At 70.1% G+C, this 13884-nt stretch carries 13 protein-coding genes and 1 tRNA gene; 8 read left to right on the top strand and 6 right to left on the bottom strand.

From position 1 onward, the window contains the following. Window positions 1-144: 144 nt before the first annotated feature. Window positions 145-459: a TIGR02300 family protein gene (locus RIB45_RS16370; RefSeq protein WP_350051585.1), complete on the top strand. Its 315-nt coding sequence runs from the start codon at window positions 145-147 to the stop codon at window positions 457-459. A 104-nt stretch (window positions 460-563) separates the two neighbouring features. Next, window positions 564-639, top strand: a tRNA-Ala gene (locus tag RIB45_RS16365). Between the two features lie 129 nt (window positions 640-768). Here RIB45_RS16365 and RIB45_RS16360 read toward each other — a convergent pair. Together RIB45_RS16360 and RIB45_RS16355 are read right to left on the bottom strand one after the other, a co-directional pair. Continuing rightward, entirely contained in the window at window positions 769-1497 is a 729-nt protein-coding gene (locus RIB45_RS16360) for a ChrR family anti-sigma-E factor (RefSeq protein ID WP_350051584.1), read from the bottom strand. A 9-nt stretch (window positions 1498-1506) separates the two neighbouring features. Continuing rightward, window positions 1507-2115, bottom strand: coding sequence for a sigma-70 family RNA polymerase sigma factor (locus RIB45_RS16355; protein ID WP_350051583.1), 609 nt, complete (start codon window positions 2113-2115; stop codon window positions 1507-1509). A gap of 457 nt (window positions 2116-2572) precedes the next feature. Here RIB45_RS16355 and RIB45_RS16350 point away from each other — a divergent pair, with 457 nt between their 5' ends. From RIB45_RS16350 to RIB45_RS16330, 5 genes are all read left to right on the top strand, one after another. After that, on the top strand, window positions 2573-3133 hold the full coding sequence (locus RIB45_RS16350) for an invasion associated locus B family protein (protein ID WP_350051581.1): 561 nt from the start codon (window positions 2573-2575) through the stop codon (window positions 3131-3133). A gap of 463 nt (window positions 3134-3596) precedes the next feature. Next, window positions 3597-3884, top strand: coding sequence for a hypothetical protein (locus RIB45_RS16345; RefSeq protein WP_350051580.1), 288 nt, complete (start codon window positions 3597-3599; stop codon window positions 3882-3884). Between the two features lie 180 nt (window positions 3885-4064). Next, complete coding sequence (locus RIB45_RS16340) at window positions 4065-4766, top strand: response regulator transcription factor (RefSeq protein WP_350051578.1); 702 nt, start codon at window positions 4065-4067, stop codon at window positions 4764-4766. A 79-nt stretch (window positions 4767-4845) separates the two neighbouring features. Further along, window positions 4846-6612 (top strand): sensor histidine kinase, encoded by a 1767-nt coding sequence (locus RIB45_RS16335; RefSeq protein ID WP_350051577.1) that lies wholly within the window; start codon window positions 4846-4848, stop codon window positions 6610-6612. 108 nt (window positions 6613-6720) lie between these two features. Next, window positions 6721-8649 carry an ATP-binding protein gene (locus tag RIB45_RS16330; RefSeq protein ID WP_350051576.1) on the top strand — a complete coding sequence of 643 codons (1929 nt, stop codon included), beginning with the start codon at window positions 6721-6723 and terminating at the stop codon, window positions 8647-8649. Here the strand turns inward: RIB45_RS16330 and RIB45_RS16325 are convergent. Further along, the gene (locus tag RIB45_RS16325) at window positions 8606-9481 is read right to left on the bottom strand and encodes an AEC family transporter (protein ID WP_350051575.1); all 876 of its coding nucleotides are present in this window, start codon (window positions 9479-9481) and stop codon (window positions 8606-8608) included. The two genes, RIB45_RS16330 and RIB45_RS16325, sit on opposite strands and share 44 nt — an antisense overlap. Before the next feature lie 102 nt (window positions 9482-9583). Continuing rightward, window positions 9584-11524: a molecular chaperone HtpG gene (gene htpG / locus RIB45_RS16320; protein ID WP_350051574.1), complete on the bottom strand. Its 1941-nt coding sequence runs from the start codon at window positions 11522-11524 to the stop codon at window positions 9584-9586. A 174-nt stretch (window positions 11525-11698) separates the two neighbouring features. Between htpG and RIB45_RS16315 the strand changes: the two genes are divergently transcribed. Next, window positions 11699-12634: an MBL fold metallo-hydrolase gene (locus RIB45_RS16315; RefSeq protein ID WP_350051572.1), complete on the top strand. Its 936-nt coding sequence runs from the start codon at window positions 11699-11701 to the stop codon at window positions 12632-12634. 15 nt (window positions 12635-12649) lie between these two features. Here RIB45_RS16315 and RIB45_RS16310 read toward each other — a convergent pair whose 3' ends face one another. Then, complete coding sequence (locus RIB45_RS16310) at window positions 12650-13174, bottom strand: CIA30 family protein (RefSeq protein WP_350051571.1); 525 nt, start codon at window positions 13172-13174, stop codon at window positions 12650-12652. Continuing rightward, complete coding sequence (locus tag RIB45_RS16305; protein WP_350051569.1) at window positions 13171-13854, bottom strand: SDR family oxidoreductase; 684 nt, start codon at window positions 13852-13854, stop codon at window positions 13171-13173. The genes RIB45_RS16310 and RIB45_RS16305 overlap by 4 nt, the downstream gene beginning before the upstream one ends. Between the last annotated feature and the right edge of the window lie 30 nt (window positions 13855-13884).

The following is a 13884-nucleotide window of genomic DNA, read 5'->3' as shown; positions in this document are numbered from 1 at the left end:
CGGAGGGACGGCGCGCGGGCGCGCGAAATTAGGTTTTGACAGCCGCGGCGCTTTTTGGCAATTCGCCGCGACCGTCGACGGGGCGGCGCGGCGCGAGGCCTTCGCGCCCGGCCCCGGCCGAGCCCATGGTTGAGGAGCGGATCCGTGGCGAAACCGGAGTGGGGTTTTAAGCGCACCTGCCTGTCCTGCGGCGCGAAGTTCTATGACATGAAGAAGGATCCGATCGTCTGCCCGAAGTGCGAGGCGGTCTTCGATCCCGACGCCGCGACCAAGCTGAAGCGCAGCCGCCAGGCGCCCGAGGAGAAGGCCGCCAAGCCGAAGAAAGAGGTCGAGGCGGTCGAAGACGATACGCTGGAGAATGACGAGGACGACGACGATTCGGTCCTCGAGGACACCAGCGATCTGGACGACGACCCCGACGTGCCCGGCGTCGGCGGCGACGACGACGAAGAGACCTGATCCGGCCGCGGCCGGCGGGCGCGGCGGGAATTTCCGCTTGCGCCCCCCGGGTCGACGATACTATAGAGCCGTCGCGTCGCGCGCGACGGTCGCGCGCCGAACAAGGGGCCGTAGCTCAGCTGGGAGAGCGCTACACTGGCAGTGTAGAGGTCAGGGGTTCGATTCCCCTCGGCTCCACCACCGAAACCCCCGGGGAAACCCGGGGGTTTCGTCGTTTCGGGCGGTCGATTCGGCGTCCGGCGCCATAGAGGGACGCGTGCGGGTCGGGCGACCCTGCCCGTCGACCGCCGACGCGACGCCGTGAGCGCGCTAGAATTTGATGAAGTGGTTCAGCGCTCGACCGATCACGCTGGTCAGCCGCATCGGGCCGTCCAGGACCGCGAGACAGATGCAGGCCTCGCCCGGATCGGCGACCGGCCGGTGATCGACGCTCGAATCCGCGCTTTCCACGTCGCCCCGTCCGAAATGGCCGCACTGGTCGGAAAAGCCGCCTTGCAGCACGAGCACATACTCGTTGCCCTCGTGCGTGTGTTGCGGCACGGCGCGGCCCGGCGGCACGCGCAGCATGACGGCGCGCGACGCGCCGTCGCCGTCCAGGGGCAGCTCGAAGTGATCGACGCCGAGGCCGAGCGGCTTCCAGGCGATCTGATCGGCGTGCGGGCCGACATAGCGCTGCAGCACGCGCGGCAGAACCGCGCTCTCGTTCGCGTTGGCGGGGGGCGCGACGGCGGCGGGCTCCGCGGGCGCCGCCGGCTCGTCGAGACGCTTCATCAGCCGCTCCAACGCGTCGTCGGCCATGCTCTGCGGCTTGAGCGCCGCCATCATTTCGCCGCCGACGGCGTCGAGATGATCGGCCCGCGCGCGACAGTCGGGACACAGCGTAAGATGACTCGCCACCAGCACCGAGACCGCCTCGTCGCAAGCGCCCGCCGCATAATCGAGCAGAAGCTCGTCGTTCAGATGGTGGGTCGGCCGCCCCGGCGCGCCGCCGCCGACGCTGCGCGTCGCCCCATGATGTTGTTTCGCCGTCATGCTCATGGCCGACCTCTATTTCAGTTCTTCGTCCACCAGCCCGCGCATCTTCCCGATGGCGAGCCGGAGGCGGGACTTCACCGTACCCAACGGCAGCCCGGTTAATTCCGCGATCTCGCTGTGCGCCTTGTCCTCGAAGAAGGCGAGGCGCAGCATCTCCGCCTGTTCCTCCGGCAGATCGGCGATCGCGTCGCGAATCGCCTCCGCCGCCTGTCCCGCGCCGACCACCTCGTCCTGCATCGCCTCCGGCTGGGGCGCGAGCGCGGGATCGTCCGGATCGAGCTCCGGGCGCTTGGTGCGCCGGTAGGCGTCGATCCGCTTGTTCCGCGCGATGGTGAACATCCAGGTCGCGACCGAAGCTTGAGCGACGTCGAAGCTTTCGGCGCGCCGCCAGACGGTCAGCATCGCCTCTTGCACCAATTCCTCGGCCGATCCCTCGTCCGAGCCGCTGCGCATCAGGTACGCCTTGATGCGCGGCGCAAAATGTCCGAACAGCCGGGCGAAGGCGGCCTTGGAGCGTCGCTCCGCGATCGCCTTCATCCAGGCCGCATGATCGGCCGGCCCGGCGTCCGCCGCGTCGGTTCCGGCCTTCGATCCGCTGTGGCCGGCGTCGTCGTCCGCCATCGCTTCACGCGTCGTCCTTACGCCGCCGCGTGCGTCCCCCCTCTCGGACCCGACGCGGACCGTCCCGCAGGCGCGCAACGGATCTGCATGATCCGACGATGCGGCGCCCGCCTCGTTACGGTCCCGATCTTGCCCACACAGCCGGCAAGTGCAAGGGGAGGCGTGATCGAGGATCGCGAGCCGGCGCGCGGCCTGCAATCCCGCGAAACGTCCTGCGCCGCCGATCGCGCCGATCGCGCTCCCGCCGACCTCACCTGTGCCGCTTGCGCTGTTCATGCCCTGACATACGCCGCCGTCACGCCCCCGGATCACCCGCGCGCCGCAAAAAAGACGCGACCCGGCGCTGTGACCGATCCCGGCCTTTTTTTCGTCAAACCCCTGGCGTAGCGACAAATCAGGCCCTAAGACTGACGGGCCTTCAGACGGCGGATTCAACCGGAATTGCGGAGGTGATTACATGCGCGGTGTGAGCGGATCGGGTCGACCCGCCCCGAAAGCGATCCGGCGCGGGCTGCGGCGGATCGCGGCGGCGGCGCTCGCGGCGGCGGCGCTGTCGGGCGCGGGCGCGCCGGCGGCGGCGGACGAGGTGCTGGGCCAGTTCCAGGATTGGACGGCGCACACCTACACGCAGGACGGCGCGAAGATGTGTTCGATGTACTCCAAGCCGAAGCGCGACGAGGGCGACTACACGCGTCGCGGCGACATCTGGGGGTTCGTCATCCATCGACCCGCGGACGATCGAATCGGCGAGGTCAGCTTCGCCATGGGCTATCCGACCAAGCAGGGCGCGCCCGTCGAAGTCGAGATCGGCTCCCAGACCTTCCAGCTCTTCACCGACGGCGAGGGCGCCTTCGCCCGGCCCGAGGACGATCCGCAGCTGGTGCGCGCGATGCGCGCCGGACTGGAGATGGTCGTGCGCGGCGTCTCCGCGCGCGGCACCCGCACCAAGGACACCTACAGCCTGCGCGGCTTCACCAACGCCAACAACGCGATCAACCGCGCCTGCGGCGTCAACTGACCGCCGTTCCGACGGCCGATCTCCGCCGGCCGCCCCTTTCGGCGGCCTCTGCCGGCGGTCTCTGCCGGCGGTCTTTGCCGGCGGTCCCTTTCGGCGTTCGCTGTCGGGCGCCTGCGCCGCCGCCCCGCCCCGCCCCGCCCCGCCCCGGCCCGGCCCGGCCCGCCCCGGCCCGCCCCGGCCCGCCCCGCTGGCGCCTGCGTACCGCGCCGGCGCGCCCCAGCTGTGCTATGCTGGCGGTTTCCCGGTCGTGCGCGCCCGCCGGCGCGCAGCCGCATTAGCAGGAGGCGCCGTGTCCAGCCCGCGCATCCCCCGCCGCGACGGGGGCGGATTTGAGGGAGGCCGGTCCGAAGGGGGCCGATATGACGCAGACGGCCCTGACGGGGATCCGCCCGCGTCGCGCGCTGCGACGCCCGCCAATCGACTGAAGGCCGTGCGCGCCCGGTTGGGCGATCAACGCGACGCCATGAGCCGCGCGCAATCGACGCTGGGGCGCTGCGCCGACGGCATGGAGGCGGTGACCCGCGCCCTGGACGAGACCGACCTGGCGCTGAAATCCGCCGCGCGCCGGATGGACGGGGCCGCCGCGCTGGTGGCTCGGGTGGAGCGTGACGGCCCGGTCGCCGCCCTGCCCGAGGTGATCGAGCAGCTGCGCGCCGATCTGATCGACCGCTCGAACAGCCGCTTCGCCGATCAGTACGCCGAGACGCTGGATCGCGCCCTCGACGTCCAGGCGCGGATCGGCCGGCGCTGACGGGCGGCCGGCGACCCCGTCATCCCTCTTTCAGAACCGTCCCCGGCCGCCCAAATAAGCCGAGGCGCGAAATAAGGCGGCTGCGAGGCCGCGCGCCCCGCTTGAGCCCTATTGCCGCCACGCTTGACGGGCAGGGAAAAGCCGCGCGAGCCTGTTTGGAACATCAGAAGGACAAGAATCATGGCCCACTCCATCGCGCTGGTCGACGACGACCGGAACATCCTGACCTCGGTCTCGATGGCGCTCGAGGCGGAGGGCTTCGGGGTGCAGACCTACACAGACGGCGAGACGGCGCTGCGCGCGCTGACCACACGGCCGGTCGATCTCGCCGTGCTCGACATCAAGATGCCGCGGATGGACGGCATGGAGGTGTTGCAGAAGCTGCGGCAGTCGAGCCGCACGCCGGTCATCTTCCTGACCAGCAAGGACGACGAGGTGGACGAGTTGCTCGGCCTGCGCATGGGCGCGGACGACTACATCCGGAAGCCCTTCTCGCAGCGCCTTTTGATCGAACGGATTCGCGCACTGTTGCGGCGCGCCGAGGCGGAGGCCGAGGCGGCCGCCGGCAAGGGCGGCGGCGGCGCCATCGCGCGCGGCGACCTGATCCTCGACAGCGATCGGCATATGGTCACCTGGAAAGGCGAGCCGGTGCAGCTGACCGTCACCGAGTTCCTGATCGTCAAGGCCCTGGCCCAGCGGCCGGGCCATGTGAAGAATCGCGATCAGCTGATGGACGCGGCCTACGGCGAGAACATCTATGTCGACGACCGCACCATCGACAGCCACATCAAGCGGATCCGGAAGAAATTCCGGAAGGTCGACGGCGAATTCGATCGAATCGAAACGCTCTACGGCGTCGGCTACCGGTACAAAGAGCAGTGACGCCGTCTAGCGGCCGCGCCGCGCGCCGCATGCGAGGGGAGATGATCGGACCGGCGCGCGCGCCGGAGCCGGACCAGCCATGCCGAAGGACGAACCGCACGATACCGGGCTTCGCGCCGCCGCCTCGGATCGGGGCGCCGCGCTGAGCGGCGAGCGCGGCGAAGATCGCGCGGGCGGCCGAACTGCGGAGGAGCGCGGCGAGGCCGCCCGGCGCCCGGGCGGCGCGCGGTTGCGTCCGTTGCGCCGCCTCTCGCCTTTGACCCGGCGCATCCTGACCGTCAATATGCTGGCCTTGCTGATTCCGGTGCTGGGGCTGCTTTATCTCGGACCCTATCGCGACAGCCTCATCCAGCAGGAGCTGCAGGCGCTGCGCACCCAGGGCGAGATCTTCTCCGGCGCGCTGGGCGAAGGCGCGGTCGAGGTGCTGGAAAACGGCGACGAGGCGCTCAATCTCGTTCCCGCCCGACACATGATCCGCCGGCTTTCCGACCCGAGCGCCGTGCGCGCGCGGCTGTTCGATCTGGACGGCGCAATGGTCGCCGACTCGCGCCAGCTGGGGTCGGTCGGCGCGGTCGTGCAGGTGGAGGAGCTGCCGCCGCCCGGGACCGCGGACGAGTTGGTCAATCCGGTGATCGACTTCGTCGGCGACGTCGCGAACCTGTTGGACGAGCGGCGCTATGAGATCTACCAGGACCCGCTTGAACCCACCGTCGCGGACTTCCCCGAAGCGCAGTCGGCGCTCGCCGGGCGTATCGCCGAACGCGTTCGGGTCGAGCCGGACGGCGATCTGATCCTGACCGTCGCCTTGCCGGTGCAGCGCTACTATCAGGTCCGCGGCGCGCTGATGCTGACCAAGACCGGCGACAAGATCGAAGCGGCGATGCGCGACGTGCGCCTCACCATCGCGTTGATCTTCGCCGGCGCGCTGGTGATCACGGTGCTGATGTCGCTCTACCTCGCCGGGACGATCGCCCGCCCGATCCACCGTCTGGCCGAAGCGGCGGAGCGGGTGCGCCGGACCGTCGGGCGCGAGGACGCCGACATCCCGGATTTTTCGGCGCGCGACGACGAGATCGGCGATTTGTCGGCCGTGCTGGCCGAAATGACGGAGGCGCTACAGCGCCGCCTGGTCGAGATCGAACGCTTTGCGGCCGACGTGGCGCACGAGATCAAAAACCCGCTCACCTCGCTGCGCAGCGCCGTCGAGACCGCCGCGCGCGTCAAGGACACGGAGCAGCAGAAGCGGCTGATGAGCATCATCCAGGACGACGTGGCGCGGCTGGATCGATTGATCTCGGACATCTCCGACGCGTCGCGCCTCGACGCCGAGCTGTCGCGCTCGGAATCGCACGAGGTGGATCTCGCCCGCATGCTCTCCGCGCTCGGCGAAATGCATGAAGTGACGCGAGAAGAGGCCGAGAAGAACGACGGCGCGCGCGGCGTGCCGCTCTGCGTGCGGGTGGAGGGCGAGGGGCCCTTCACCGTGCGCGGCAGCGAGGATCGCCTGGTGCAGGTCTTCCGCAACCTGATCGGCAACGCCGTCAGCTTTTCGCCCGAAGACGGGGCGATCCGCGTGCAGGTGCGTCGCGAGGGCCGCACGGTCTCGGTCGAGGTGGAGGACGACGGGCCGGGCGTTCCGGAGGCCAAGCTGGAGGCGATCTTCGACCGGTTCTACACCGAACGGCCGGAGGCGGAGAAGTTCGGCACCCATTCCGGCCTCGGCCTGTCGATCTCCAAACAGATCGTGGAGGCGCATAACGGCGTGATCCGGGCCGTAAACCGAAGCGACGAGCGCGGGCGCGTCCTGGGGGCGCGCTTTCAGGTGAGCTTGCCCGCCGCCGCTTGACCGAGCGCGGTATTCGATTAAGACCCCCTTTACCACTTCGGCTTGATACTTTCGGCTCGACAGCGGTCGGGAACGCCGGCCCGCCTGAGGGTATGAGGGGAGCGGGCAATGCGCGCCCGGCATCTGAGAGTCCTGACGGTCCTGGCGGCGATCGCGCTCGCCGCATTGGAGCTTACCTTCGTCGTCGGCTACGACGGCGCGATGGAGGAGCGCCGGCGCGCCGATTTCGAGGTCGAGGTGGACCGGACGGCGGCGGAGATCGCGGTCGCTCTGGAGCGCGTCGGCGACAAGATGCGCGCCGTCGCCGCCTTCTTCGTCAGCAGCGAACTGGTGGCGGAGCAGGAGTTCGCCGCCTTCGTCGACCGGATGGGCCTGTTCGCCGACGGCGCCCCGATCCGCGCTGTGGCCGTCGCCCCGATCCTCACGGCGAAGGATTTGCCGCGGCTTAACGCCGCGTTGGAGGCGCGGGCTTCGGTGCGCGCCGACTTGGGCTACGCGACGGGGCCGCCGGCCGCGGCCGCGCTCTCCGCCGGCGACGAGCGCCGCCGCCTGATGCCGGTCGTCTACGCCGAGGCGCCCGAGGGACGCGCCGGGATCGTCGGGTTCGATATCGCGAGCAGCGCCGCCCGGGCGGCCGCCGTCGACCGGGCGGCGGCGAGCGGCGCGCCCCAGATCACCGGCCCCGTCGTGCTCTCTCAGGATCGGGCGCTCGGGGACGCCGCGCCGAAGAGCCTGCTGATGGTCGCCGTGGCCGAGCGCGGCGACCTCGGTCTGCTCTGGGACGATATAGGCGTCGACCGGCCGATTGCGCTGGCCATGAGCCTGACCCCGGAGCGCGCCCTCGCCCGCCTGATCAAGCCCGCCCACCAAGGCCGCCTCGGCCTGGATTTGCGCGACTTGGGTCCGGTCGGGGCGATCGGACCGGCCGCGACGCCCACGCCGATGGCGAGCCTGTCCGTCGCCGCGCCGCCCGGCGCTTTCGAGACCGTCCGCCGGCTGGAGATCGGCGGGAGGGTGTGGGAGATCGCCTTCACCGCCGGCCCCGACTTCATGCGGTCTGGCGCGCGGTGGGGACTCTACGGCCTGGCGGCGGCGGCGCTTGCGCTGCTGATCTTCTCTGCGACGGCTGTCGACTTTCTGATCCGCCGGCGCGAACTCCTGGCGCGCCGGGTGGAGGAGCGCACGGCGCAGCTCACCGTCCTCAACGAACAGCTGCTCGCCGCCGCCCAACGGGCCAACGACGCCAGTCAGGCGAAGAGCGAGTTCCTGGCGAACATGAGCCACGAACTCCGAACGCCGTTGAACGCCCTGATCGGCTTCTCGGAGGTCATCAAGGAGGAGGTGCACGGCCCGCTCGGCCATGCGAAGTACCGCGAATACGCGGCCGACATGCAGTCGGCGGGGGGTCATCTTCTGACGTTGATCAACGACATTCTGGATCTGGCGCGGGTCGAAGCGGGCCGGGTCGAGCTGGAGGAGGCGCCGGACGGGGTGGATTTGGCGGCGGTCGCGGAGAGTTGCCTGCGCTTGACCGAACCGGCCGCGACGCAGGCCGGCGTCCGGGTGCGGATGGAGGCGCCCGACGATTTGCCGCGGCTCTCCGGCGATCCGCGTCTGGTGCGCCAGATCCTGCTGAATCTTTTGTCGAACGCGATCCGCTACAATCGGCGCGGCGGTTCGGTGCGCGTGGGGCTTGCGCAGAGTCCGCGGTCGACCGGCCGACCGCTTGACGGAGAGGCGCGGGCGCTGGCGGGCGGACTTGTCCTCATCGTCGAGGACGACGGACCCGGCATTCCGCCGGCCGAGCTGGAGCGCGTGCTCGAGCCGTTCGCCCAGGCGCGCGGCAGCCAGATCGCGGCGCCGGGCGGGGTCGGGTTGGGTCTGGCGTTGGTGCGGCGCCTCGTCGCGCTGCACGGCGGGCGCTTTTCGATCGAGAACCGCGACGCGGGAGGCGTTCGCGCCACGGTCCGCTTCCCCGGCGGGCGCACCCGCTCTACAGCGCCCAAGCGAGAAGAAACGGAAGCGTCGCGAAGCTGAGGGCGGTCGAGACGACGACGAGCCCCGCCACCTCCTCCGGCCGGTTGCCGTGCAGGGCGGCGAAGAGATAGTTGAAGACCGCGACCGGCATCGCCGACTGCAGCAGCACCACGCCTGCGGCCGGCCCCTCCAGCCCGAGGATCGCGACGACGCCGGCCCCGATCGCCGCCCCGCCCGCGATCCGCGCGACCGCCAGCCCGCCCGGGACCGCAAGGCGCTTTACCTGCAGGCTGGCGAGCGAGACCCCCAGCGCCAGCAGCATGGCGGGGATGGTGAACTGGCCGATCAGGCCGATCGTGTTCGTCGCGAAGGCGGGAAGCGCGGTGTCGGTTCCGATCAGCAGCACCGCCAGCGCGACCGCCCAGATCACCGGCGTGCGAACCAGTTTCTTCCAGTCGACCGTCCCGGCCGCCAGCGCGTAGCCCACCGTGAACTGGCCGACGCCCGAGACCACGAAATAGCCGATCGCCAGCGCCAGCCCCTCCTCCCCGAAGGCGAACAGGCACAGCGGCAGGCCCATGTTGCCGGTGTTGGGGAAGGTCAGCGCCGGCAGGAAGCTTTTGCGAGGCAGGCCGGCGAGCGTCAGCAGCACCGCCCCGCCGGCCAGCGCGGCGGCGTGCGCCAGCGCGCTCGCGCCGGCCATCTGCACCAGCGCGCCCGGCGCGATCTGCGCCTCCAGCAGGGTCGAGAGAACCAGACAGGGCGAGCCCACCTGGGTGATCAGCGGCGTCAGTTGCCGGATGTCGAAGGTTCGGCCCGACTTCACCCAGACGAACCCGACGGCGGCCGTGAAGAAGACGGGCGCGATGACGGCGAACAGCTGGGCGAGCATGGGTCGGAGGATCCTGACGCGCGAGAGGCGGGCGAAACGCGAAGCGGGCGGAGCATAAGCCCCGCCCGCCGGTTTCGAAAGCCGAGCGTCGCGGACGCCCGATCAGCCGATCGCCTTGGCCATCACCTCCGACAGGCGCCGGGCGAAGGCGGCGGGATCGGCGGGCTGTTCGCCCTCCACGATCAGCGCCTGATCGTAGAGCAGCTGCGCGGCCTCGCCGATGTCGCCCTTGCCGTCGGCCCCGGCCTTGGCCGACAGCGCCTTGACCAGCGCATGGTCGGGATTGATCTCCAGGATGCGCGGGCTCGCCTGATCGAGCTGCTTGTGCTGGCGCAGCATGCGCTCGAGATGGATGTCGAGGCCGCTGTCGTCGGCCACCAGGCACACCGGCGAACTGGTCAGCCGGTCAGAGACGCGCACGTCCTTCACCGCCTCGCCTAGGCTCAGCTTGAGCGCGACGACCAGGCCGTCGACGGCGCTTTCGGCTTCCGCGTTCTTCGCGTCCTCCTGCTTGTCCTCGGCGCTCTCTTCCGCCTTGATCTCCGCCAGGTCGGCGCCGCCGCGGGTGACCGACTTGAAGGCGCGGCCCTGATAATCGCCGACCGCCGGGATCCAGAACTCGTCCACCGGATCGGTCATCAGCAGCACTTCGACGCCCTTCTTCTCGAAGCCTTCCAGCTGCGGGCTCTTCTTCAGCTTTTCGGCGTCCTCGCCGGCGATGTAGTAGATCGCGGTCTGACCCTCCTTCATGCGCCCGACATAGTCCTCCAGGCTGACCAGCCCGTCGGCCTTGGTCGAGGTGAAGCGACAGAGCTTGAAGAGGCTCTCGCGATCGGCGGCGCTTTCATAGAGCCCTTCCTTCAGGACCAAGCCGAAATTCTCCCAGAACTTGGCGTATTCCTCCGGCGCTTGCTCCGCCTTCTTGGCGAGCTCGCCGACCACGCGCTTGACCAGCCCGGCGCGGATCTTGGCCACCACCGGATTGTTCTGCAGCATCTCCCGGCTGATGTTGAGCGGCAGATCCTCGCTGTCGATCACGCCCCGCAGGAAGCGCAACCAGCTCGGCAGCAGCTCGTCGCATTCATCGGTGATGAAGACGCGCTTCACATAGAGCTTCACCTTCGACATGCGGTCCGGGTGGAACAGGTCGAAGGGGCGCTCGGTGGGAACGAAGATCAGGCCGGTGTATTCGATCACGCCCTCGGCGCGGAAATGCAGCGTCATCCACGGCGCGTCGAAGCTGTGGGAGACGTGCTTGTAGAATTCCGCGTAGGTCTGCTCGTCGATCTCCGATTTCGGACGGGTCCACAGGGCCGACGCGCTGTTGACCTGCTCGGCCTCCGGCGGCTCCTCGCCCGCTTCGGCCTCGGCCTCGGCCAGCTTGATGGGGAAGGGAATGTGGTCGGAATAGGTCTTGATCACCCGCTCGAGGCGCGCGCGCTCAAGAAACTCGTCGGCGTCCTCCTTCAGGTGCAGCGTGATCTCGGCGCCGCGCGCGGCCTTCTCGGCCGGCTCGATGGTGAATTGGCTCTTGCCGTCGCTGACCCAGCGCCAGGCCTCCGCTTCGCCCGCCTTGCGGGTGGTCACCGACACCTCGTCGGCGACCATGAAGGCGGAATAGAACCCGACGCCGAACTGGCCGATCAGCGAGACGTCCTTCTTCTTGTCCCCGGTCAGCCGGTCGACGAAGGCCGAGGTGCCTGAGCGCGCGATGGTGCCGAGATTCTCCACCAGATCCGCGCGGTCCATGCCGACGCCGTTGTCGGCGATCGTGAGGGTGCGCGCGGCCTTGTCGACGCGCACGGCGATCGCGAACTCGCCGTCGCCCTCAGCCAGGCTCGGCGTCTCGATCGCCAGATAGCGCAGCTTGTCGCAGGCGTCGGCGGCGTTGGAAATCAATTCGCGCAGGAAGATTTCGCGCTCGGAATAAAGCGCGTTCGCGACGATGTCGAGGAGCCGGCCGACCTCGGCCTGAAAGCCCATGGTCTGGGACTCGGCGCCCGCGTCTTTCGTCTCGGTCTTTTGCTTAGAGTTCGCGGCCATGGCGGTGCGTCACCCTTCGTCTTCGGCGTGGATAAGACGGCGGCGCGCCGGCGTCAGCGGCGCCCGCCCGTGCGCCGCGATATAGCGAGGCCGCCTGCAGGCTGCAAGGCGCCGGTCGGGGCGGCGGCGCATGCGGACTCGCGCAACGCCGGCGGATCGGCTATCGACGGGGTCATGAGCGACATCCCCTTCATCACAGACCACGAGCCGGAATACGGCCGCCTCGTGACGGTCGCGCCCGGCGTGCGCCGGGTGACGGCGGAGAACCCGGGACCCTTCACCTTCACAGGCACCGGAACCTACATCCTGGGCGAGGGCTCGGTCGCCGTGATCGACCCGGGGCCCGATCTGCCCGACCACATCGCCGCGCTGCATCGCGCGCTCGACGGCGAGCGGGTCGCGGCGATCCTGATCACCCACACCCACCGCGACCATGTCTCCGCCGCCCGGCCCTTGCAGGCCCTGCGCGGCGGGCCGGCGGCCTGCCCGATCTACGGCTTCGGGGCGCACGGCGCGGGCGCCGACGCCGGGATTGATCCGGACGACCCGGTGGAGGAAGGGGCGGACCGCGGCTTCGCGCCCGATCGCCTGCTTGCCGACGGCGAGGCGGTCGAGGGCGAGAGCTGGTCGGTCGAGGCCGTCCACACGCCGGGCCACACCGCGAACCATCTGTGCTTCAGCTATCGCGAGGGCGACGGCGGGCGCGGCGTCCTGTTCACCGGCGACCACGTCATGGGCTGGTCGACCAGCGTGATCTCGCCGCCCGACGGCGACATGGCCGCCTATCTCGCCTCGCTTGCGAAACTCAAGGCCCGGCCCGAGCGGATCTATTACCCGACCCACGGCGCGCCGATCGAGGACGCCCCCGCCTTCGTCGCCGCCTATATCGCCCACCGCCGCGCCCGCGAGGCGCAGATCCTGGCCGCCGTCGAGGCCGGCGCCGAGACGATTCCCGAGATGGTGGACCGGATCTACACCCACATCCCCGCCGGCCTGAAGCCGGCCGCCGGCCGCTCGGTGCTGGCGCACCTCGTTATGCTGGCGGCGGAGGGGCGGGTTGTGGCGGCGGAGGGCCGCGCGAGCGCGCGGGCGCGCTATCGCCCGCGCTGAAACAGCCGGGCGGCTTCAGCGATAGAAGCCGATCCACCCCAGAGACAGATCCGCCTCGAACGCCCGGCCGATGGCGACGAGGCCGAGGCGCTTGAGGCGCGTCGGGTCGAAGGGCGCCTCCAGGCGGTGCGGAACCATCTCGGTGAAGGGCAGGTCGATCTCGGTCCACGCGGCCGGGGCGACGAAGCTCTGGCGATATGACTGCCAGGGCCGCTGAACCGCGTCGGTGCGCAGATGCAGGCCGTAGTCCTCGCCGTTGCCGAAGACGAGGAGGCGCACGCCCGTCCAACCGCTCGCGTCGATCGCGCGGCCCGAGGGGTCGAGGTCGAGCGCCATCTGCAGGAAGCCGCCGTTGTTCTCCAGGCGCACGCGGCCGGTGAGGCGCTGGGCGAAGCGCCCGGCGACGCGCTCGCGCGCCAGCGTCGGGACCGAGACGCCGCCCATCACCCGGTCGCTGAGCGCCTCCCAGCGCACGCCGTGGGGCGTCGTCGGGTCGGCGCGGCTGAGGTCGTCGATCGCCCGAAGGTCCGCCTCGCTCACGAGGGCGCGTCCAGCGGCGTGACCAGGATCTCGCCGACCGAGACGCCGCCCGGCTGGGAGAGCGCGTAGACGACGGCGTCGGCGACCGCTTCCGGGTCGAGGCCGTCGGGCTTCGGGCTGTCGAAGAAGGGGGTGTCGACCAGCCCCGGCGCGATCAGCGTGCAGCGGCCGCCCCACTCGGCCATCTCCTCCGCCAGATTGCGGGCGAAGCCGTGGACGAACCATTTGGTGGCGCTGTAGATCGAGCCTTTGACGGTGCGCCGGCCCGCGTTGGACCCGGTGATCACCATATGGCCGCCGGCCTTGCGCAGATGCGGCAGCGCGTAATGCGCGGTCAGCAGCACGCCCCAGACGTTCACGTCCAGCATGGTGCGCCAGTTGGCGGGATCGCCGCCCTCCACGCCCGGCTTGGTGGAGCCGAGGCCGGCGTTGGCGAAGACCGCCTCCAGCGATCCGAACTCGGCCGCCTGGGCGACGGCGCGTTCGACCTCGACCTCCTTGGTCACGTCGCAGACGAAGGCGGCGGCGCGGTCCGAGCCGATCTCGTCGACCAGCGCCGAGAGCTTGTCCGAGGAGCGGGCGACCAGGGCGACCTTCCAGCCCGCCTCGGCCGCTTTACGGGCCGTCGCCGCCCCGATGCCGGTTGAGCCGCCGGTGATCAACAATGTGCGATCGCTCATGCTCTGTCTCCTTGCCTGATCCGTTCGGTT

The organism is Marivibrio sp. (genome assembly GCF_040218065.1).
Lineage (GTDB): Bacteria > Pseudomonadota > Alphaproteobacteria > UBA8366 > Aestuariispiraceae > Marivibrio.
Note: the sequence above shows the minus strand (reverse complement) of the source record. Positions and strands in the feature narration are given on the sequence as shown.